The sequence below is a fragment of the Streptomyces alanosinicus genome (assembly GCF_014650595.1).
GTDB lineage: Bacteria > Actinomycetota > Actinomycetes > Streptomycetales > Streptomycetaceae > Streptomyces > Streptomyces alanosinicus.
The window spans coordinates 120988-141756 of sequence record NZ_BMVG01000019.1; the positions used below are offsets into that span (position 1 = coordinate 120988).

18 protein-coding genes and 1 riboswitch are annotated in these 20769 nt (G+C 71.6%); of the genes, 11 read left to right on the plus strand and 7 right to left on the minus strand.

Features of this window, described 5'->3' with window-relative positions:
• Window positions 1–147 precede the first annotated feature (147 nt).
• From IE277_RS30285 to IE277_RS30300, 4 genes are all read left to right on the plus strand, one after another.
• Window positions 148–678, plus strand: a complete 531-nt coding sequence (locus IE277_RS30285; RefSeq protein WP_189956893.1) for a universal stress protein — start codon at window positions 148–150, stop codon at window positions 676–678.
• A 201-nt stretch (window positions 679–879) separates the two neighbouring features.
• Window positions 880–1437 (plus strand): hypothetical protein, encoded by a 558-nt coding sequence (locus IE277_RS30290; RefSeq protein ID WP_189956894.1) that lies wholly within the window; start codon window positions 880–882, stop codon window positions 1435–1437.
• 268 nt (window positions 1438–1705) lie between these two features.
• The gene (locus IE277_RS30295; RefSeq protein ID WP_189956895.1) at window positions 1706–3664 is read left to right on the plus strand and encodes an APC family permease; all 1959 of its coding nucleotides are present in this window, start codon (window positions 1706–1708) and stop codon (window positions 3662–3664) included.
• A 23-nt stretch (window positions 3665–3687) separates the two neighbouring features.
• On the plus strand, window positions 3688–4083 hold the full coding sequence (locus IE277_RS30300; protein ID WP_189956896.1) for a TOBE domain-containing protein: 396 nt from the start codon (window positions 3688–3690) through the stop codon (window positions 4081–4083).
• 21 nt (window positions 4084–4104) lie between these two features.
• On the opposite strand, the gene IE277_RS30305 is transcribed toward IE277_RS30300, so the two are convergent.
• Complete coding sequence (locus IE277_RS30305; RefSeq protein WP_189956897.1) at window positions 4105–5712, minus strand: PucR family transcriptional regulator; 1608 nt, start codon at window positions 5710–5712, stop codon at window positions 4105–4107.
• 210 nt (window positions 5713–5922) lie between these two features.
• On the opposite strand from IE277_RS30305, the gene IE277_RS30310 reads away from it, so the two are divergent.
• Entirely contained in the window at window positions 5923–6747 is an 825-nt protein-coding gene (locus tag IE277_RS30310; protein WP_189956898.1) for an FAD binding domain-containing protein, read from the plus strand.
• Window positions 6744–9485: a molybdopterin-dependent oxidoreductase gene (locus IE277_RS30315; protein ID WP_189956899.1), complete on the plus strand. Its 2742-nt coding sequence runs from the start codon at window positions 6744–6746 to the stop codon at window positions 9483–9485. Before IE277_RS30310 ends, IE277_RS30315 begins: the two co-directional genes overlap by 4 nt.
• Here the strand turns inward: IE277_RS30315 and IE277_RS30320 are convergent.
• Window positions 9400–9888 carry a molybdopterin-dependent oxidoreductase gene (locus tag IE277_RS30320; RefSeq protein WP_229882067.1) on the minus strand — a complete coding sequence of 163 codons (489 nt, stop codon included), beginning with the start codon at window positions 9886–9888 and terminating at the stop codon, window positions 9400–9402. The genes IE277_RS30315 and IE277_RS30320 overlap by 86 nt on opposite strands.
• Window positions 9889–10094: 206 nt before the next feature.
• Here IE277_RS30320 and modA point away from each other — a divergent pair, with 206 nt between their 5' ends.
• From modA to IE277_RS30340, 4 genes are read left to right on the plus strand one after another with little or no spacing between them, the layout of a single operon-like run.
• Window positions 10095–10925 carry a molybdate ABC transporter substrate-binding protein gene (modA, locus tag IE277_RS30325; RefSeq protein WP_189956901.1) on the plus strand — a complete coding sequence of 277 codons (831 nt, stop codon included), beginning with the start codon at window positions 10095–10097 and terminating at the stop codon, window positions 10923–10925.
• A complete protein-coding gene (modB, locus tag IE277_RS30330) occupies window positions 10922–11782 on the plus strand; it encodes a molybdate ABC transporter permease subunit (RefSeq protein WP_189956902.1) in 861 nt (286 codons plus the stop codon). The genes modA and modB overlap by 4 nt, the downstream gene beginning before the upstream one ends.
• Window positions 11779–12963, plus strand: a complete 1185-nt coding sequence (locus tag IE277_RS30335) for an ABC transporter ATP-binding protein (RefSeq protein WP_189956903.1) — start codon at window positions 11779–11781, stop codon at window positions 12961–12963. Before modB ends, IE277_RS30335 begins: the two co-directional genes overlap by 4 nt.
• 28 nt (window positions 12964–12991) lie before the next feature.
• Window positions 12992–13411 carry a TOBE domain-containing protein gene (locus IE277_RS30340; protein WP_189956904.1) on the plus strand — a complete coding sequence of 140 codons (420 nt, stop codon included), beginning with the start codon at window positions 12992–12994 and terminating at the stop codon, window positions 13409–13411.
• A gap of 55 nt (window positions 13412–13466) precedes the next feature.
• Here IE277_RS30340 and gcvP read toward each other — a convergent pair whose 3' ends face one another.
• Window positions 13467–16352 (minus strand): aminomethyl-transferring glycine dehydrogenase, encoded by a 2886-nt coding sequence (gene gcvP, locus IE277_RS30345; protein WP_189956905.1) that lies wholly within the window; start codon window positions 16350–16352, stop codon window positions 13467–13469.
• 171 nt (window positions 16353–16523) lie between these two features.
• Window positions 16524–16619: riboswitch (glycine riboswitch) on the minus strand.
• Window positions 16620–16738: 119 nt separating this feature from the next.
• On the opposite strand from gcvP, the gene IE277_RS30350 reads away from it, so the two are divergent.
• Complete coding sequence (locus IE277_RS30350) at window positions 16739–17116, plus strand: PRC-barrel domain-containing protein (RefSeq protein ID WP_189956906.1); 378 nt, start codon at window positions 16739–16741, stop codon at window positions 17114–17116.
• Here IE277_RS30350 and IE277_RS30355 read toward each other — a convergent pair.
• The 4 genes from IE277_RS30355 to ftsR form a co-directional block, all read right to left on the minus strand.
• A complete protein-coding gene (locus IE277_RS30355; RefSeq protein ID WP_189956907.1) occupies window positions 17032–18450 on the minus strand; it encodes a DNA polymerase IV in 1419 nt (472 codons plus the stop codon). The two genes, IE277_RS30350 and IE277_RS30355, sit on opposite strands and share 85 nt — an antisense overlap.
• A 79-nt stretch (window positions 18451–18529) precedes the next feature.
• Window positions 18530–19213: a MerR family transcriptional regulator gene (locus IE277_RS30360; RefSeq protein ID WP_189956908.1), complete on the minus strand. Its 684-nt coding sequence runs from the start codon at window positions 19211–19213 to the stop codon at window positions 18530–18532.
• A gap of 228 nt (window positions 19214–19441) precedes the next feature.
• Window positions 19442–19915: a bifunctional nuclease family protein gene (locus IE277_RS30365; protein WP_026253112.1), complete on the minus strand. Its 474-nt coding sequence runs from the start codon at window positions 19913–19915 to the stop codon at window positions 19442–19444.
• Between the two features lie 86 nt (window positions 19916–20001).
• Window positions 20002–20745 carry a transcriptional regulator FtsR gene (gene ftsR / locus IE277_RS30370; RefSeq protein ID WP_189956909.1) on the minus strand — a complete coding sequence of 248 codons (744 nt, stop codon included), beginning with the start codon at window positions 20743–20745 and terminating at the stop codon, window positions 20002–20004.
• Between the last annotated feature and the right edge of the window lie 24 nt (window positions 20746–20769).

The following is a 20769-nucleotide window of genomic DNA, read 5'->3' on the forward strand; positions in this document are numbered from 1 at the left end:
GGGATGGAGAAGGAAGTCCGCCCGGCTGGTCGAATCGCCGGTACGGGAGTGGGATGGAAGGAAGCAGGAGAAGGAAGCAAGGGCCTTGCAGGGCGGGCACGTGCGCGCGCGAGACACCCGGCGTCGCCCGCGAGGAACGGTGGAGTGATGTCCGGTTACGACGCCTCGGCCGCCGCTCGGGTGGTGGTCGGCGTGAGCGGTTCCCTGGGCAGCGTCACGGCACTGCGGCGGGCCACCACGCTGGCCCGCCGGCTGGGCGCGGAACTGTGGCCGGTGCTGGCCTGGGAGCCGCCGGGCGGTGACCCCGCCGCACGCCGCTCCCCCGCCGCCGGTCTGCTCATCGAGGACTGGCAGCGGCTCGCCGGTCAGCGGCTGGCCTCGGTGCTCGACGAGATCTTCGGCGGGGACGCCCCCGGTGTGCGGATGCGTCCGGTCGTCGTCCGGGGAGCCCCGGGCCCGGCGCTGGTGGCGACCGCCGACCGGGAGGACGACGTCCTGGTGGTGGGCGCGGGCCGGCGCGGCCTGCACCGCGCCTTCTCCGGCCGGGTCTCCCGGCACTGCCTGGCACACGCGGTCTGCCCGGTCCTCGCGGTGCCCCCGTCACCGCTGGAGTCGGAACTGCTGTCCGTACACCGGCGCTGCACCTGGCATCTGCGGATGGACATACGGGGCTTGTGACGGCATCCGGGGCTTGTGACGGCCTTGCCGGATGCACGGCCGGATGCACGGGGCTGGAGGAGGTGGCGCGGTGTCGCGGTGGGGCGCTGCGGCCGTACGGCGCTGGGGGCGCGTCAAGAACCGGCCGTCGGCCGTCAGAAGGCCGTCAAGGAACGCTTCGGCCGCGCTGCGGCGGGGCCGGGCCTGCCTAACGTCTGCGCCATGAAGCGCCGCGACGACACCCACGCCCGGCCCGCGGGCGCGTCCCCGGCCGGCACCGCCGGCGTGGTGCACGACCGCGGCTGGGCGGCGGAGGTGCGCGCGGCGGCCGGCTGTGCCGGTGTGCTGCTCGGACTGCTGCTGTGTGTCGACCGGGCGGCCGGCTCCCTCACCTGGTGGCGCGGCGCCCTGTGGGCGGCTCTCGCGCTGCTGTTGCTGTGTGTCCTGTTCCCGGTGCGCGTGTCGGCCGGCGTGGGCTGGCTGGCCGTGCGGCGCCTGCTGGTCACCCGCCGGGTGCGCACCGATCTGCTGATCACGGTGCGCCCCCTGGACGGTGTCGCGCAGCGGCTGATCCTGCGCGACTCCCTCGGCAACCGGGTCGAGATCGATCCGGAGATCCTGGTCCGCAATCCGAACCTGTGGTATCTGCTCGACCAGGGCGCCCGGGTCTCCGAGGCGGCCGGCACCCTGCTGTGCGGCACGACCGCCCTGCACCGCCTCGCCCGGCGTCTCGACCAGGAGACGGCCCAGGCGGTCTTCCGGGTGTCCGGAATGGAATGACGTGGTGCGTTCGACGCGCTGAAAACATGACACTCGGTGGCCGTGCACGGGTCCACGGCGTGAACACTGACCCGAACGGCCGTGTTTTCGGCAAGCCTCTCCGGCCTCCCGTTCTTGATGCGCGCCTGTCGTGTCCGGGCCATTCTTAACGCAAGTTTGACGCCTCCCGAGCCCGGATGCGTGGGCCCCGGCGTCACTCTCTGCATACGCTGTTGCCGCCGTCCGCGTGATGGCCGGAAAGAGCTGAGCCGCACACAGGAGCACGCCGATGGCCACGACCGAGCAGCCTCCCAGTACCAACCGCCTACGCGCCTGGATGCTGGAAGGGCTGTCCGACATGGGCAAGGCCGGTGGCCACACGGGCCCGCACGCCGAGCCGGAACCCCCGCACAAGGGCCAGCGCTGGTACCGCGTCATGTGCCTGACGGGTGTCGACTACTTTTCGACCCTCGGCTACCAGCCGGGCATCGCGGCCTTGGCGGCCGGTCTGCTCTCCCCTGTCGCCACCCTCGTTCTCGTCGTGGTCACCTTGGCGGGCGCTCTCCCGGTGTACCGCCGCGTGGCGGAGGAGAGCCCCCACGGCGAGGGCTCCATCGCGATGCTGGAGCGGCTGCTGTCCTTCTGGAAGGGCAAGCTGTTCGTCCTGACGTTGCTGGGCTTCGCCGCCACGGACTTCCTGATCACCATCACCCTGTCGGCCGCCGACGCCTCCACCCACCTGATCGAGAACCCGCACCTGCAGAGCACACTGCACGGTCGGCAGATGCTGATCACGCTGCTGCTGGTCGCCCTGCTCGGCGCGGTGTTCCTCAAGGGCTTCCTGGAGGCGATCGGCGTCGCGGTCGCCTTGGTGGTGGCCTATCTCGGCCTGAACGCCGTGGTCGTGGTCGTCGGCATGTGGCACGTTCTCACCGCCGGACACGTCGTCACCGACTGGACCAGCGCCCTGACCACCGAGCACGGCAACGTCTTCGCCATGATCGGCGTCTCCCTGCTGGTCTTCCCCAAGCTCGCCCTGGGTCTGTCCGGCTTCGAGACGGGTGTCGCCGTGATGCCGCATGTCCAGGGCGACCCCGACGACACCGAGGAGAACCCCAAGGGCCGGATCCGCGACACCAAGAAGCTGCTCACGGCCGCCGCGCTCATCATGAGCGTCTTCCTGATCGCCACCAGCTTCATCACCACGGTGCTGATCCCGGCGAACGAGTTCAAGTCGGGCGGCCAGGCCAACGGACGCGCGCTCGCCTTCCTCGCCCACGAGTACCTGGGCAACGCCTTCGGCACGGTCTACGACCTCTCGACCATCGCCATCCTGTGGTTCGCCGGTGCCTCGGCCATGGCCGGTCTGCTGAACCTGATGCCCCGCTACCTGCCCCGCTACGGCATGGCCCCGCACTGGGCCCGCGCCGTGCGCCCGATGGTGATCGTCTTCACGCTGGTCGCGTTCCTGGTCACCTGGCTCTTCGACGCCAACGTCGACGCGCAGAGCGGTGCCTACGCCACCGGCGTGCTGGTCCTCATGACCTCCGCCGCGATCGCGGTGACCATCGTCGCCCGCAGGGCGGGCCAGCGCGGCTGGACCATCGGCTTCGCGACCGTGTCGGCGGTCCTGATCTACGTGACCGTCGCCAACGTCATCGAGCGCCCGGACGGCGTGAAGATCGGTGCCTGCTTCATCGTCGGCATCATGCTGGTCTCGCTGCTGTCCCGGCTGGCCCGCGCCTTCGAACTGCGCGTGACCAGCGTGACGCTCGACCCGCTGGCGGAACGATTCGTCCGGGACATGGCCAGCCGCAAGATGCGGTTCATCGCCAATGAGCCCGGGCACCGCGACAAGGCCGAGTACCGCGACAAGATCGAGCAGATCCGCGCCGACAACGACATGCCGGAGCAGGAGGACTTCGTCTTCGTCGAGGTCACGGTCACCGACCCCTCCGAGTTCGAGGCGGGCCTGACGGTGCGCGGCGAGGTGCTGCACGACCGCTACCGGGTGCTGACCCTGGAGTCCGCGTCCATCCCGAACGCCCTGGCCGCGCTCCTGCTGCACGCCCGCGACATGACGGGCTGCACCCCGCACATCTACTTCGAGTGGACCGAGGGCAATCCGTTCGCCAACTTCCTGCGCTTCTTCCTCTTCGGCCAGGGCGAGGTCGCCCCGGTCACCCGTGAGGTGCTGCGCGAGGCCGAAGCGGACCGCGTCCGGCGCCCGCGCGTCCACACCGGCTGAGCGCGGAAAGTATCGTGACCCGCATGCAGTCCTACACGATCGGCCAGGCGGCACGGCTGCTCGGCGTGAGCCCGGACACCGCCCGCCGCTGGGCCGACGCGGGCCGGGTGACCACCCATCGGGACGACGCCGGGCGACGGCTCATCGACGGCCGGGACCTCGCCGCGTTCTCGGTCGAACTGGCCAAGGCGGGCGGCGGCGAGGAGGACACCACCCACACCTCCGTCCGCAACGCCTTCCCCGGCATCGTCACGGCGATCAAGCTCGGTGACGTCGCCGCCCAGGTGGAGATCCAGGCGGGCCCGCATCGGCTGGTGTCGCTGCTGACCCGGGAAGCCGTCGAGGAACTGGGCCTGGAGGTCGGCATGGAGGCCACCGCGCGTGTGAAGTCCACCAACGTGCACATCGACCGCATCTGACCGCGTCCCCCGATCGCTCGGCTACCGGCACATCAGCGCCGCCCACAGATCGAGCCGGTCCCGCAGCCTGGACAGATCGCGCCCGGTCAGCCGCTCGACGCGCTCCACCCGGTAGTGCACCGTGTTGACGTGCAGATGCAGTTCCTGGGCCGTACGCGCCCAGGAGCCGTCGCAGGCCAGGAAGGTCTCCAGGGTGCTCAGCAGGACGGCGACGGCGGGCCGGTCGCTCTCCAGCAGCGGGCCGAGGACCGTACGGCTGTAGGCGGTCCGCACCTCGGCCGGCACTCCCGTGAGCAGGGAGTCGAGGGTGGTGAGGAAGCGGGCGTCGGTGAGGCCGGAGACGTCGGGTGTGCCGGTGCGGGCCGAACCGAGGGCGTAGCGGGCCTGCGCGAGCGCGCCGCCCAGCTCCCGGGGGCGCGCCACGGGCACGCCGATACCGCCGTGCAGCACGGTGCCGGGCGCGCAGTCGGCGACCAGCGGCCACACCTCGTCCGCCCGGCCGTCGGCCACGTCGCCGCAGAGCACCGCGAAGGCGCACCCGTCCGGCAACCACCCGACGACGGCGGCCACGGCGGGGCTCCGCTCGCCCGCGCCCCCGGCACCGGCCGGTTCCATGACGGCGGAGGCAGCGCCGCCGCCCGCGTCCACCAGGTGCCCGGCCACCTCGGCCAACGCGCCCTCCGCGAGCGGCGCCCGGCCCGCCCCCGGCTGCCGTGCCTCCGGCAGCCGCAGCCACGCGTCGGCGACGATCACCTGGTACGGCCCGGTCTCCGGCAGGCCGCACCGGCGCAGCGCCGCCTCCACGGCCGCGTCCTCCAGCCCGCCCGAGGCGGACAGCAGCGCACCGAGTTCGTCCGCCGCGCGGAGCCCGGCCGGCGGACGCCGGGCTCCGGCCTCCTGACAGTGCGCCAGCACGGCGGCGACCTCGTGCAGCATGCGCGGCGGGGCACCGTCGGGATCGGGCAGGTACAGCAGCCAGCGCTCGTAGGCGGAGACACCTCCGGCGTCGACGGAGGCGGTGACCCCGGCCCCGTCCGCGACCAGGGCGGCCGCCTCCCGTACCGGCACGGCCGGCGCGCCCGGTGTGGCCGCGACCGTCCGCCCCGAGGGCGTGAAGACGTACGCGACGGCCCCGCCGAGGTGGGTGAAGGCGGCGGTGAGGACGTCGTCCGGCCCGGCCTCCTGCGCGAGCAGCCGGCTCAGCCGTACCCGCGTGTTCTCGGGCAGCGCGTGATGCCGGCTCAGCCCGCCCCACTGGCGCAGATACACGGTGTCCGTGATCGACCGGAACATGATGTGCGCCGGCACCCCGGCCACCGGCACCCCATGGCGTACGCAGGCCTCGACCAGGTCGTCCGGCACGCTGCCATGGGTCTCCTCGCCCGCGAGCAGCGCGGCGGCCCCCGCGCCCCTGAGCGCGGAGACGAACCGTTCCGCCTTGCCCAGGCCGCCGTCGGGCGACCACCACACCAGTCCGCTGAGCACCACCTCGCCGGGCCGTACGAACCGGGCCGGGTCCTCCAGGTCCGTGACGGTCACTCCGCTGATTTCACGCCTCAGCAGCGCGTCCTCCGCCCACAGCAGGCGCAGCCCGAGGGAGGCGTCCCCAAGGAGGTGTTCGACGTGCATGTGCTGGCTCCTCGTACGGCCGCCGGGCGGCGAGCAGGACGCCCGGCATCTCGCATTCGCGAGCCGAGTGCGAGAGGAAGCATCGTAAATGCAAGCCTTCGGGAGGGGAATGCCCTTTGGTGAATCCTCCAGTGGGAGCTGTGCCGGCGTCGGGCTTTCCGTGCTCCGCACCAGTCGTCCAGGCCGGTTCCCGTTGATTCACTTTCGGCCATGGACCTGAACACGGTGGTCGAGATACGAGACGCCAGGCGGCGCGCGCCATGGCGGCCGGGTGACGCCTGGCTCGGTGGCGGAACGTACCTGTTCTCCGAGCCCCAGCCGCATCTCCGGCGCCTGGTGGACCTCAGTCGGATGGGCTGGACGCCGGTACACCGCCACGTGGACGGCTCGCTGGAGCTCGCCGCCACCTGCACGATCGCCGAACTGTCGCGCTACGCCCGGGATCTGCTCGCCCCGGCGGCACCCCTCTTCGAGCAGTGCTGCCGGGCCTTCCTCGCCTCGTTCAAGATCTGGAACATGGCCACCGTCGGCGGGAACCTGTGCAACGGTCTGCCCGCCGGCCCGATGATCTCCCTCACCGCCGCCCTGGACGGGGAGTGCCTGCTCATCGCCCAGGACGGCGCCCGGCGCCGGATCCGGGTCGCCGACTTCGTCATCGGCGCGGGCCGCAAGGACCTCGCCGAGGGCGAGATGCTGCGCTCGGTCACCCTCCCCGCCCGCGCCCTGGCCTGCCGCACGGCGTTCCGGCAGACCTCGCTGTACGGACTGGGCCGCTCGGCCGCCCTGGTCATCGGCACACTCGACCCGGTCGACCACTCCGTCGCCATCACCGTCACCGCCGCCACGGTCCGCCCGGTGCGGCTGTGGTTCCCGCTGGCCCCGACGGCCGGGGCGCTGCGCGAGGCCATCGACGGGGCGGTCACGGACAGCGAGTGGTTCGACGACATCCACGGACTGCCCGAGTGGCGGCGGCACATGACGTTCCGTCTGGCGGAGGAGATCCGCCGCGAGCTGACGCGGGAGGAGCGGCGATGAAGGTGGACGTCAACGGCCGGACCTTCGAGGAGGAGCCCCGCCCCGGCCAGTGCCTGCGGACCTATCTGCGCGAACGCGGCTGGTTCGGCGTGAAGAAGGGCTGCGACCAGGGCGACTGCGGCGCCTGCACGGTCCATGTCGACGGCAGGCCCGTGCACAGCTGTCTGTACCCGGCCTTCCGGGCCGACGGCCACGCCGTCACCACGGTCGAGGGCCTGGCCGCCCCGGACGGCGAACTCCACCCCGTCCAGCAGAAGTTCCTCGACGCGCAGGGATTCCAGTGCGGCTTCTGCACGGCCGGCTTCCTGATGACCACGGCCGCCCTCGACGAGGACAAACTCGCCGACCTGCCCAGGGCGTTCAAGGGCAACCTGTGCCGCTGCACCGGCTACCGGGCCATCGAGGACGCCGTACGCGGGGTGAAGAACGTGGAGGCACCCGCGCCCGGCGAGTCCGTCGGGCGCAGCCTGCCCGCCCCGGCCGGACCGCAGGTCGTCACCGGCACCGCCCGCTACACCTTCGACATCGACGTGCCGGGCCTGCTGCACATGAAGCTGCTGCGCTCCCCGCACGCCCACGCCCGCATCCTCGCGATCGACACCTCCGCCGCCCTGCGCGTGCCCGGCGTCCAGGCCGTGTTCACCCATCACGACGCCCCGGAACGGCACTTCTCCACCGCCCGCCACGAGCACCCCACGGAGGACCCGGACGACACCCGCGTCCTCGACACCACGGTCCGCTACATCGGGCAGCGGGTGGCGGCCGTGGTCGCCGACAGCGAGGCCTCCGCCGAGGAGGGCTGCCGGCGCATCGAGGTGACGTACGAGGTGCTGCCCGCCGTCCTCGACCCCGAGGACGCCATGCGGCCGGGGGCTCCCGTGGTCCACGACAAGGACGCCGGCACGGCCCGGATCTCCCGCCCGCAGGACAACGTCGTCGGCGAGGCGCACGGCGAGATCGGCGACGTGGCGGCCGGCTTCGCCGACGCGGACGTCATCTACGAGGAGACCTTCCGCACCCAGCGGGTCCAGCACGCGAGCCTGGAGACCCACGGCGCGGTCGCCTGGATCGACGAGGACGGCCGGCTCACCGTGCGCACCAGCTCCCAGACCCCGTTCCTCACCCGCCGCGCCCTGTGCGCCCTGTACGACCTGCCCGAGGAGCAGGTCCGGGTGATGGCGGGCCGGGTCGGCGGCGGGTTCGGCGGCAAGCAGGAGATGCTGGTCGAGGACATCGTGGCCCTCGCCGTACTGAAGCTGCGCCGCCCGGTGAAGCTGGAGTACACCCGCGCCGAGCAGTTCTACGGCGCGACCACGCGGCACCCCTTCACGATCCGGGTGAAGGCGGGCGCCCGCCGCGACGGCACCCTCACCGCCCTCCAGCTCCGCGTCGTCGCGAACACCGGCGCGTACGGCAATCACGGCCCGGCCGTGATGTTCCACAGCGTCGGCGAGTCCATGGCGGTCTACCGCGCCGCGCACAAGAAGGTCGATGCCTTCTCGGTGTACACGCACACCGTCCCGGCGGGCGCCTTCCGCGGCTACGGCCTCGGCCAGGTGCTGTTCGCGGTGGAGTCCGCGCTGGACGAACTGGCCCGCCGGCTGGACCTGGACCCGCTGGACTTCAAGGCGCGCAACATCATCGGGCCCGACGAGCCGATGCTCACCCCGGGCGGCCACGAGGAGGACCTGCACATCGCGAGCTACGGCCTCGACCAGTGTCTGTCGATCGTGCGCCGCGCCCAGGCCGAGCCTCGCACCGAACCCGTCCCGGACGGCTGGCTGCTCGGTGAGGGCGCCGCCCTGGCGATGATCGCGACCGGCCCGCCCGGCGGGCACATCGCCGACGCCAAGGCCACCCTGCTGCCCGACGGAACCTTCGATCTGGCCGTCGGCACCGCCGAGTTCGGCAACGGCACCACGACCGTGCACAAGCAGATCGCGGCCGGTGAACTCGCCACCACCGTCGACCGGGTCGCCATCCGCCAGTCCGACACGGACGTCGTACGGCACGACACCGGCGCCTTCGCCTCCACCGGCACCGTCGTCGCCGGCAAGGCCACCCTGCGCGCCTCCCGTGCCCTCGCCGACCAGCTGCTGGACTTCGCCGCCGCCCACCTGGGCGTGGAGCGCGCCGGCTGCCGGCTCGACGAGGAGGCCGTCCTGCACCCAGGAGGCCGCCTCCTGCTGAAGGAGGTGTACGCGGCCTCCCGCGCGGTCGGCCTGGAGCTGGCCGCCGACGGACACTTCGGCGGCACCCCGCGCTCGGTCGCCTTCAACGCGCACTGGTTCCGGGTGGCGGTGGATCCCGGCAGCGGCGAGATCCGCATCCTGCGCAGCGTGCACGCGGCCGACGCGGGCAAGGTCATGAACCCGATGCAGTGCCGGGGGCAGGTCGAGGGCGGGGTCGCCCAGGCGCTCGGCGCCACACTCTTCGAGCGCGTCCTGCTGGACGAGCACGGCGCGGTCGACACCGCGGCCTTCCGCCGCTACCGGCTTCCGCAGTACGCCGATGTGCCGCGCACCGAGGTGCACTTCATGGAGACGGCCGACGCGATCGGTCCGCTGGGCGCGAAGTCGATGAGCGAGAGTCCGTTCAACCCGGTCGCCCCGGCCCTGGCGAACGCCCTGCGGGACGCGACGGGTGTGCGGTTCACCGAGGTGCCGCTGCTGCGTGACCGGGTGTGGCGGGAACTGGAGCGCCACAGCGGTAGCCGCCGTCCACCCGGATCGCCGTGATCCCGCTGATGTGCCGGGCCCCGCACCGGTCCTGCGGGAGCACCAGCTGGGGCCCGGCCGCGTCCAGCGGGGTGTCGTCGATGCGCACGCCCAGCAGAACGGGCGCGTCGGCGAAGTCCGGGTCGATCTCGGCCCAGGACAGCACGGCGTGGTGGCCGTCGGTACCGGTGACCGCGATGAGGAAGCGCAGCCGGTCCTTGCGCCGTGCCGGGTCGAAACCGGGCCCTGCGTCGGCGAGGACGTCGTACAGCCGGGGGCCGGCGAACCGGTGGTGCTGGATGCCGCTGGTCGCGCACTCGAAGCTGACGTCCACCCGGTGCTGCGGCCAGCGGAGCAGCTCCGGCACGGTCAGCCGGGTGGGCCGGGCCAGATCACCGGTCAGGTCGAGTTCCGCGAGCGTCACCTGCGACCACCTCCCGCAGCACCGTACCCGCCACAGCTCCCCGTGCAAACGCACATGCAAGCTACAAGTCACATGTTCGCAGCTCATGCGATATGACAGGAGACTTACACCTGGCAGATGCGGCAGTATCATCGCCGCACGGCCGGTTTTCGCCGGCCGCGACAGGGCGCGACAGTTGTCCCACAGAACGCGAGGAGTACAACGTGATGACCCGTTCCGTGCGCCGCACCCGGCGGATGCTGCAGCTGGCCGGTGCGGGAGCCGCCGCCCTGATGGCACTCAGCGCCTGCTCCTCCTCGTCCGACTCGGCCAAGTCCAAGGACACCTCGGCCTCGTCGGGGTCCTCGGACTCGCCGAAGCTGTCCGGCGACGTCACCGTGTTCGCCGCCGCCTCCCTGAAGGAGAGCTTCACGGCCCTGGGCAAGGAGTTCGAGAAGCAGCACCCCGGCACCCACGTCAACTTCAACTTCGGCGGCAGTGACACCCTGGCCGCGAGCATCACCGGCGGTGCCCCGGCGGACGTCTTCGCCGCCGCCAGCCCCAAGACGATGAAGATCGTCACGGACAAGAAGGACGCGGCCGGGACCCCGGCCACCTTCGTCCGCAACCAGCTGGAGATCGCCACCCTGCCGGGCAACCCGCAGAAGGTGGCCTCGCTGAAGGACCTCACCAAGTCCGGCCTGAAGGTCGTGCTGTGCGACAAGACGGTGCCGTGCGGCGCCGCCGCGCAGAAGGCCCTGGACGCCGGCCACCTCAAGCTCACCCCGGTCTCCTACGAGCAGGACGTCAAGGGCGCCCTGAACAAGGTGGAGCTGAAGGAGGCCGACGCCGCGGTGGTGTACAAGACGGATGTGCACGCCGCGGGTGGCAAGGTGGAGGGCGTGGAGTTCCCCGAGTCCGCCAAGGCCATCAACGACTACCCGATCGTCCTGCTGAAGAACGCGCCGAACGCCCAGACCGCCAAGGCGTTCATCGCCCTCGTGCAGTCCGCCGAGGGCCAGAAGGTGCTGAGCCAGGCCGGCTTCCTCAAGCCGTGACCTCGCTCCACGAACCCGGCGCCGCGGCCGGCCCCCGCACGGGCCGCCCGCGGCGCCGCCGCGTCGGCACGGGGGGCCGACGCGGGGTGCCGTTGCCGCTGCTGCTGCCTGGGCTGCTGGCGCTGGCGTTCCTGCTGCTGCCCCTGGTCGCGCTGCTCGTCCGCGCGCCCTGGGGCAGCCTGCCGGACCAGCTGTCCAGCACCGAGGTGTGGCAGGCGCTCCAGCTGTCGCTGGTCAGCGCCACCGCGGCAACGGCCGTCAGTCTCGTCCTCGGCGTGCCGCTGGCGTGGCTGCTGGCCCGTACGGAGTTCCCCGGCCGGGGATTCGTACGGGCCCTGGTGACTCTGCCGCTCGTGCTGCCACCGGTGGTCGGCGGTGTGGCCCTGCTGCTGGCCCTCGGCCGCAACGGGGTGATCGGCAAGTGGCTGGACGCCTGGTTCGGGATCACTCTGCCGTTCACCACCACCGGGGTCGTGATCGCGGAGGCGTTCGTCGCGATGCCGTTCCTCGTCATCAGCGTGGAGGGCACCCTGCGCGCGGCCGACCCGCGCTTCGAGGAGGCGGCGACCACGCTCGGCGCGTCCCGCTTCACCGCGTTCCACCGGGTCACCCTGCCGCTGATCGCGCCCGGCATCGCGGCGGGCGCGGTGCTGGCCTGGGCCCGTGCGCTCGGCGAGTTCGGCGCGACGATCACCTTCGCGGGCAACTTCCCCGGCCGCACCCAGACCATGCCCCTCGCGGTCTACCTGGCCCTGCAGAACGACCCCGACGCCGCCATCTCCCTCAGCCTGGTCCTGCTGGCGGTGTCGATCGCGGTACTGGCCGGCCTCAGGGACCGTTGGATGACGACATCATGACGGACAACCGACCTGCGGCCGCCGACGGTGCTTCCGCCCCACAGGGGCCACCCGCACCCGACAACGACAGCTGTACGGGTGGTGCGGGTGGGAATCCAAAGCCGGCCGAAGGCCGGCACCCCACCACGCACCCGCACCCGATCACCGGCCTGGACGCCCGCCTCGTCGTCGACCGCGCCGCATTCCATCTGGACATAACCCTCACCGCGGCCCCCGGAGACGTCCTCGCCCTCCTCGGCCCCAACGGCGCCGGCAAGACCACCGCCCTGCGCGCCCTCGCCGGCCTGACCCCGCTCACCGACGGCCATCTGAACCTGGACGGCGCCTCCCTGGACCGCACTCCCCCGGAGTCCCGCCCGGTCGGCGTGGTCTTCCAGGACTACCTGCTCTTCCCGCATCTGACCGCCCTCGACAACGTGGCCTTCGGACCCCGCTGCCAGGGCGTCTCCAAGTCCGAGGCCCGGGAACAGGCCGGCGCATGGCTGGACCGGATGGGCCTCGCCGCCCACGCGGGCGCCAAGCCCCGCCGGCTCTCCGGCGGGCAGGCGCAGCGCGTGGCCCTCGCCCGCGCCCTGGCGACCCACCCCCGGCTGCTGCTCCTGGACGAGCCGCTGGCCGCCCTCGACGCCCGCACCCGGCTGGAGGTCCGCGGTCAACTGCGCCGTCATCTGGCCGAGTTCGAGGCCGTCGCCGTCCTCGTCACACACGACCCGCTGGACGCCATGGTCCTCGCGGACCGGCTGGTGGTCATCGAGCACGGCCGGGTCGTCCAGGAGGGCACCCCCGCCGACATCGCCCGCCATCCGCGCACCGACTACATCGCCCAGCTCGTCGGCCTCAACCTCTACCGGGGCCGGGCGGAGCGGCACACCGTACGACTCGACGCGGGGCCCGAGATCACCACCACGGAAGACCTCTCCGGGCCGGTCTTCGTGGCCTTCCCGCCGAGCGCGGTGACCCTGTTCCGGGACCGGCCCACCGGGGCCAGCGCCCGCAATCTCTGGCGTTGTGAGGTGGCCGGCCTGGAGACGCACGGCGACCAGATCCGCGCCGACCTCGACGGCGAACTCTCCCTCGCCGCCGATGTCACCACGGTCGCCGCCGCCGAACTGGAACTGCACCCCGGCGCCGCCGTCTGGGCGACGGTCAAAGCGATGCAGACCCACGCATACCCGGCTTGAGCGGACGGGCGCCCTACCGTGGGTGCCCATGACCCTGAGCATCCGCAATCAGCTTCCCGGTACGGTCACCGCGATCCAGCCCGGCGAGGCCATGGCCACCGTCAAGATCCGCCTCGACGGGGGCCAGGACCTCACCGCGGCGATCACCCTGGAAGCCCTCAGGGACCTCGGTCTCGCCGCAGGCTCCTCCGTGCGGGCCCTGGTGAAGTCCACCGAGGTCTCCCTCGCCACCGCGCCGATCGACCGTGTCTCGATCCGCAATCAGCTGCCGGGCACGGTCACCGACATCGCGACCGGCGCCGCGATGGCCACCGTCAAGATCTCGATCGACGGCGGCTCGGTGACCTCGGCCATCACCAGGGAGTCGGCCGGTGATCTCGGGCTCTCCGCCGGCTCCGCCGTCATCGCCCTGATCAAGTCCACCGAGGTGGCGCTGGCGACGGCCTGAGGACGGCGCGGGCCCCGCCCGGAAACCGGACGGGGCCCTGCATCTCATCGCTCGCTCAGTCCTCGTACGCGTCCAGCGGCGGGCAGGAGCACACCAGGTTGCGGTCACCGAAGGCCTGGTCGATACGGCGCACCGGCGGCCAGTACTTGTCAGCGGCCGAGACGCCGGCCGGGAAGACCGCCTCCTCGCGACTGTAGGAGTGCGCCCAGTCGTCGCCGAGCGCGGCCGCGGTGTGCGGGGCGCCCCGCAGCGGGTTGTCCTCCGCCGGCCACTCGCCCGAACCGACCTTCTCGATCTCCGCGCGGATGGCGATCAGCGCGTCGCAGAAGCGGTCCAGCTCGGTGAGGTCCTCCGACTCCGTCGGTTCGATCATCAACGTGCCGGCCACCGGGAAGGACATGGTCGGCGCGTGGAAGCCGTAGTCGATCAGCCGCTTGGCCACGTCGTCGACGCTGACACCGGTCGCCTTGGTCAGCGGGCGCAGGTCGATGATGCACTCGTGCGCGACCAGAGAGCCGGGGCCGGTGTAGAGGACCGGGTAGTGCGGCTCCAGACGCTTGGCGACGTAGTTCGCCGAGAGCACGGCGACCTGCGTGGCCCGCTTCAGACCCTCGCCGCCCATCAGCCGGACATAGGCCCAGGAGATCGGCAGGATGCCCGCGCTGCCCCAGGGAGCGGCCGAGACCGGGCCGACGCCGGTTTGCGGGCCCGCGGCCGGCTGCATCGGGTGGTTCGGCAGGTACGGCGCCAGGTGCGCGCGGACCGCGACCGGGCCGACACCGGGGCCGCCGCCGCCGTGCGGGATGCAGAAGGTCTTGTGCAGGTTCAGGTGCGAGACGTCGCCGCCGAAGTGGCCCGGCTTGGCGAGGCCGACCAGGGCGTTGAGGTTGGCGCCGTCGACGTACACCTGGCCGCCGGCCTCGTGCACCTGGGCGCAGATGTCGGCGACGTGCTCCTCGAAGACGCCGTGCGTCGACGGGTAGGTGATCATCAGCACGGCCAGCTCGTCGCGGTACTGCTCGATCTTGGCCCGCAGGTCCTCGACGTCGATCTCGCCGTCCTCGGCGGTCTTGACGACGACGACCTTCATGCCGGCCATCACGGCGCTGGCCGCGTTGGTGCCGTGCGCGGAGGACGGGATCAGGCAGACGGTGCGCTGCTCGTCGCCGTTGGCGCGGTGATAGCCGCGCACGGCCAGCAGGCCGGCCAGCTCGCCCTGCGAACCGGCGTTCGGCTGCAGCGAGACCTTGTCGTAGCCGGTGACCTCGCAGAGACGTTCCTCCAGCTCACGGATGAGCGTGAGGTAGCCCTGCGCCTGCTCGGCCGGGGCGAACGGGTGCAGCTGGCCGAACTCCGGCCAGGTCACCGGCTCCATCTCGGTCGTCGCGTTGAGCTTCATGGTGCAGGAGCCCAGCGGGATCATGCCGCGGTCGAGCGCGTAGTCACGGTCGGCCAGCTTGCGCAGGTAGCGCAGCATCGCGGTCTCGGAGCGGTGCTGCCGGAAGACCGGGTGGGAGAGGAAGGCGTCGGTGCGCAGCAGCGCCTCGGGAAGGGTGTCCTCGGCACTCGCGTCCAGCGCCTCGATGTCGCCCTCGACGCCGAAGGCGGACCAGACGGCGCCCAGCTGGGCCCGCGTGGTGGTCTCGTCGCAGGCCAGGGAGACATGGTCGGCGTCGACGAGGTGGAGGTTGACCCCGTTCTGCCGGGCGGCCGCGACGATCTCGGCGGCCTTGCCGGGCACACGCGCGGTCAGGGTGTCGAAATAGGCACCATACACGATCTCGACACCGCCGGCCGTCAGCCCCGCGGCGAGGATCGTCGCATAGCGATGCGTGCGCCGGGCGATCGCCCTCAGGCCCTCCGGTCCGTGGTAGACGGCGTACATGCCGGCCATCACGGCGAGCAGCACCTGTGCGGTGCAGATGTTGCTGGTGGCCTTCTCGCGGCGGATGTGCTGCTCACGGGTCTGCAGCGCGAGCCGGTAGGCCTTGTTGCCGTCGGCGTCGACGGAGACGCCCACGAGACGACCGGGCAGGCTGCGCGCGAACTTCTCGTGCACCGCCATGTAGCCCGCGTGCGGACCGCCGAAGCCCATCGGCACACCGAAGCGCTGCGTCGTACCGACCGCGATGTCCGCGCCCAGCTCGGCCGGCGGGGTCAGCAGGGTCAGCGCGAGCAGGTCGGCGGCGACGGTGACCAGGGCGCCCAGCTCGTGCGCCTGCTCGATGACCGGCTTGATGTCGCGTACGGCACCGGAGGCGCCCGGGTACTGGATCAGCACGCCGTTGATCTCGCGGGCGGCGATGTCGGCCGGGATGCCCTCGCTGAGGTCGGCGACGACGACCTCGACGCCGGTCGGCTCCGCACGCGTCTCGATGACGGCGACGGTCTGCGGCAGGGCGTCCGCGTCGACCAGGAACAGGCCCTTCTTGTTCCTGCCCATGCGCCGGGACAGCGCCATCGCCTCGGCGGCGGCCGTGCCCTCGTCGAGCAGCGAGGCGCCGGAGGTGGGCAGACCGGTGAGGTCGGCGACCACGGTCTGGAAGTTCAGCAGGGCTTCCAGGCGGCCCTGGGAGATCTCCGGCTGGTACGGCGTGTAGGCGGTGTACCAGGCCGGGTTCTCCATGACGTTGCGCAGGATGACCGGCGGGGTGAAGGTGCCGTAGTAGCCGAGGCCGATCATCGAGCCGAGGACCTGGTTGCGCTCGGCGAGCGAACGCAGCTCGGCCAGCACCTCGGCCTCGGTGCGGGCGCTCGGCAGATCGAGGGCGTCGGCGTTCTTGATGACATCCGGGACCGCGGCGGCGGTCAGCTCGTCCAGCGAGCCGTAGCCGACCTGCGCGAGCATCTTGGCCCGCGCCTCCTGGTCGGGCCCGATGTGACGCTGCTCGAAGGGGATGCCCGCTTCGAGCTCCGAGAGCGGAATGCGATGGGCGGTCATTGCGGAGGCCTCCTGGTCTGACGCGACCTTCGAGGGGCACCACGGCGCGGGTACCCCGACGGCCTCCCCCTCTGTCATCTAACCTGAGAGCTTCACCGGGCCCGAAGATCCCGGCTTTCACCGTCGGTGAGGGCGGGAGCCGTCGACACCCGCCCTGCTTTCCAGAGTGACCTCGTCCGTGCGGTACGTGAGCCTGAGAGATTCCGGGGAGGAGTTGCTCCTTCGGCGCCTCCGAGGTGAATCGGAGGACTCTCCCGCATGGGGTCAGCAGCCGCTGTCAGCCTACCAGCGGGGTCAACGCCCGAGCCCTCGAGTGGCCGCCTCCTTGAATGTGCTCTTTTGTAGTGCTTACGGATGAGTTGCGACCACGTGGAGGGAGAGGGACCGTGCAGACCGACATCGATCCGCGCAACCTGATCGGCCGCAAGGCGTTCGACCGCAAAGGCACCAAGATCGGCACCATCGACGAGGTCTACCTCGATGACGCGACCGGTGTGCCCGAGTGGGCGGCCATACGGACAGGCCTGTTCAGCCGGGACGCGTTCGTCCCCCTGGAGCCGAGCGAGCTGGTCGAGGGCACCCTCCACGTCCCGTTCGACCGCGCCCTGATCAAGGACGCCCCCGACTTCGGCGTGGGCCGTCACCTCTCCCCCGAGCAGGAACTCCAGCTCTATCACCACTACGGCCTCGACGTGGCCCCACCTCCCTCGGTCCCGGACCACGACTTCGGCAAGCTGGCGGGGTCGGGCTCGGAGGAGGCCTGACCGGGAGCCCCGACCAGGGGCAACGGCTCCGCGGACCCCAGCGCGGCATCGCCGACAAGAAACGTCCGCACCCGCCCCGGAGGCGACTGCGGTGTCTCAAATCGCACGGTGACCCGGCCCACGCCGCTGCCCTGCACCCACCCATGGCCGTACTCGGCATGCTGTACGTCCTGCCCGGCGCGCCACTGCCGCTCGACCGGCTCCGGCCGCTCCGCCACCGCCCCGGCCACCGGCTCCTCCGGCTCCTCCGTCGCGGGCAAGGGCTCGGCCTGTGCGAACAGATCCTCCTGGGTGTAGTCGGCGAGCCCGGAGACGCCCACGCCGAGCAGCCGCACCCCGCCCGTGGTGTCCACGGAGTCCAGCAGCCGGGCCGCCGCCTCACGGACCACCGTCGGGTCGTCCGTGGGGCCTCTGAGCGTCTCGGAGCGGGTCAGGGTCGAGAAGTCGTACCGCCGCACCTTCAGCACGATGGTCCGCCCGGACAGCCCGGCCCCGCGCAGCCGCCCCACGCACCGGTCGGCGAGCCGCTGCACCTCCAGCCCGATCCGCAGCCGGTCATGGATGTCCACGTCGTAGGTGTCCTCGACCGACACCGACTTCGCCTCACGCTCGGCCACCACCGGACGCTCGTCATGCGCCAGGGCCATGGCGTACAGCCCGTGTCCATGGGCCTTGCCGACCAGCCGCACCAGTTCGTCCTCGCCCGCCTCGGCCAGCTCCTCGACCGTGGTGATCCCGGCCCTGCGCAGATGGTCCCCGGTGGCCGGCCCGACCCCGGGCAGGGTCCGCACCGACAGCGGCCCCAGCAGCGCCCGCTCGGACCCCGGCTCGATGAGCACCAGACCGTCCGGCTTGGCCCGCTCCGAGGCGATCTTGGCGAGCATCTTGGAGGCGGCGAGCCCCACCGAGCCGGTCAGCCCGGTGACCGCCCGGATGTCCGCGCGCAGCTTGATCCCGGCCAGCCGCGCCGACTCCTCGTCCCAGGCCGTCTCCCCGGCCTCCAGATCCACGAACGCCTCGTCCAGGCTGAGCGGCTCCACCAGCGGCGACAGCTCCCGCAGCAGCGCCATCACCTGCTCGCTGATCGACCGGTACAGCGTGAAGCGCGGCACCAGATACGCGGCGTGCGGTGCCAGCCGGCGCGCCTGGCCCATGGGCATCGCCGAGTGCACCCCGAAAGCCCGCGCCTCGTACGACGCCGTGGCCACCACCCCGCGCGGTCCGAGGCCGCCCACGACGACCGCTTTCCCGCGCAGGCTCGGCTTGGACGCCTGTTCCACAGAGGCGTAGAAGGCATCCATGTCGAGATGGAGGATCGTGGGCGCGTGTCTCACATCTCCGATGCTGCACCACGGCACTGACAATGCCGTGGCGCGGGCGCCCCGCCACGAGCGGAGCGCCGGGCCGGGGCGGTCAGACCGCCCGGTTGCGGCGCCGCGCCAGCTCGTCCGCCGGGTTGTGTCCGACGAGGGTCTCGCCGGTGTCGATGCGCTCGCCGTGCAGCTGGGAGAGCGCGCTTTCCACGTCGCGCCAGACCACGCCGACGGCGATCCCGAAGATGCCCTGACCGCCCTGGAGCAGGGCGTGGACCTCGTCCGGCGAGGTGCACTCGTAGACCGTGGCACCATCGCTCATCAGCGTCATCCGCTCCAGGTCACGGAAACCGCGTTCCCTGAGGTGCTGCACGGCCGAGCGGATGTTCTGCAGCGAGACCCCGGTGTCCAGGAACCGCTTCACGATCTTCAGGACGACCACGTCCCGGAAGCTGTACAGCCGCTGGGTGCCGGACCCGTAGGCGGGCCGGACACTCGGCTCGACCAGGCCCGTGCGCGCCCAGTAGTCGAGCTGCCGGTAGGTGATCCCCGCGGCCGCGCAGGCCGTGGGCCCGCGGTAACCGATTTCTTCCGACGTCATGGACGCCGCCCCTCCGCCATCGGGCACCACCGTCGGCCGCTGCGGAGCATGATCGACCGCGCTGCTCGGCTGGGGGTACCCCCGATTCACACGCAGCTGAGAGCTAGGGGGAGGGTACGGACCGCTCTCCCCGAACCCGCGTCCGGGGGCACCCCCAGCCGTACCGTCGCCGCTGGTTCTCACGCCGACCTCCGTCCTTGACCTGCCTTCACGACGGTAGGCAGTCACCAGGGGTGCGTCAACGATCGCCACACTCGGCACGCCGAGTGATAATCACCCAAGGAGTGGTTTCCCGTGCCCCACCGCGGGGAAAGGCTAGCCGAATGCGCTCGCGGGAGACCGTAGGACGCTCTCAATCGCCGGTGGCAATTGCCCGTGCGGCGGGTGCCGAAGCGCACCGGCCGCGCGCTCTCACTGGCTGCTGGTGCCGAAGTCCTCGGGCGAGATCTGGTCGAGGAACTCGCGGAACTTCTCCACCTCGTCCTCCTGCTCGTCCGGGATGGCGATACCGGCGTCGTCCAGCACCGTGTCACTGCCGTAGATCGGCGTTCCGGTGCGCAGCGCCAGCGCTATGGCATCGGAGGGACGGGCGCTGACCTCGACTCCGCTCGCGAAGACCAGCTCCGCGTAGAAGACGCCCTCACGCAGATCGGTGATGCGCACTTCGGTCAGCTCCTGGCCGACGGCCTCCAGCACGTCCTTGAACAGGTCGTGAGTCAGCGGCCTCGCAGGGGCCATGCCCTGCTGGGCGAACGCGATCGCCGTCGCCTCCCCCGGACCGATCCAGATGGGGAGGTAACGGTCGCCTCCCACTTCGCGCAGGAGCACGATCGGTTGGTTGGAGGGCATTTCGACCCGGACACCTACGACATCGAGCTCGTTCACACAGCAACCCTAGGCCGTGCCCGGGACGTTTGGGTAGTCGGGCCGGGAACAGGTGCCCGATCCGGCCGCCGCCAGCCCCTGGCGTTTCATGGCAGCCGCACCCCGAGAGCGGTCTGCACCAGTGCCGCGTGCAGCTTCACCGTGAGTACCGCCAGTTCCTTCGTACGGGCCTCGGCATGTGCCCTGGTCTGCGGGTTGCGGTGGCGCTTCAGCGGGGCCACCACCTGGTCCACGAGTCCCGCCTCGCGGTCGGCGGCCGCCTTCATCACCCGCAGGTGGCGTGGCTCGATCCCGAATCGGCCCAGTTCGGCGACGAGGGAGGCCACGGTGACCGCCTCGGCGTCGTACACCTCGTCCTCCAGGGGAGCGATGAGGCCGTACGACTCCCACTCCTTCAGCTCGCCCTCGTCGATGCCCGCCGCAGCCAGCAGCTCGGCCCTGCCCACCCGGGCGATCGTGGGTGCGGGCGCCCGCAGCGGCTCCGGAGCGTCCCCCCCGGTGCGCTGACGCCCCAGGACGGGCAACTGGACAGCCTCGCCCTTCTCCATCGCGTCCAAATGCTCGCGGATCACCTTGAGCGGCAGATAGTGGTCCCGCTGCATCCTCAGCACATGCGCCAGGCGCTCGACATCCCCGGCGCTGAACTTGCGATACCCCGAAGCTGTCCGCTGCGGCTCGATGAGCCCCTCCGACTCCAGGAAACGGATCTTGGAGATGGTGACTTCGGGAAATTCGGCACGCAACGCGTTCAGCACCGAGCCGATGCTCATCAGCCCACTGTCCCTGGCGGCGGTACCGCTTCCGGCACCGCCGCTCGGTGTTTGAAGCATGGACCTTCCCTGGGGTCCCCCCGG

Coding starts and splice junctions, on each gene's coding strand:
- IE277_RS30315 (WP_189956899.1), top strand. CDS start 6,744: ATGAAGGTGGACGTCAACGGCCGGACCTTCGAGGAGGAGCCCCGCCCC.
- IE277_RS30300 (WP_189956896.1), top strand. CDS start 3,688: ATGCAGTCCTACACGATCGGCCAGGCGGCACGGCTGCTCGGCGTGAGC.
- IE277_RS30290 (WP_189956894.1), top strand. CDS start 880: ATGAAGCGCCGCGACGACACCCACGCCCGGCCCGCGGGCGCGTCCCCG.
- IE277_RS30305 (WP_189956897.1), bottom strand. CDS start 5,712: ATGCACGTCGAACACCTCCTTGGGGACGCCTCCCTCGGGCTGCGCCTG.
- IE277_RS30335 (WP_189956903.1), top strand. CDS start 11,779: ATGACGGACAACCGACCTGCGGCCGCCGACGGTGCTTCCGCCCCACAG.
- IE277_RS30285 (WP_189956893.1), top strand. CDS start 148: ATGTCCGGTTACGACGCCTCGGCCGCCGCTCGGGTGGTGGTCGGCGTG.
- IE277_RS30295 (WP_189956895.1), top strand. CDS start 1,706: ATGGCCACGACCGAGCAGCCTCCCAGTACCAACCGCCTACGCGCCTGG.
- gcvP (WP_189956905.1), bottom strand. CDS start 16,352: ATGACCGCCCATCGCATTCCGCTCTCGGAGCTCGAAGCGGGCATCCCC.
- ftsR (WP_189956909.1), bottom strand. CDS start 20,745: ATGCTTCAAACACCGAGCGGCGGTGCCGGAAGCGGTACCGCCGCCAGG.
- IE277_RS30340 (WP_189956904.1), top strand. CDS start 12,992: ATGACCCTGAGCATCCGCAATCAGCTTCCCGGTACGGTCACCGCGATC.
- modA (WP_189956901.1), top strand. CDS start 10,095: ATGACCCGTTCCGTGCGCCGCACCCGGCGGATGCTGCAGCTGGCCGGT.
- IE277_RS30310 (WP_189956898.1), top strand. CDS start 5,923: ATGGACCTGAACACGGTGGTCGAGATACGAGACGCCAGGCGGCGCGCG.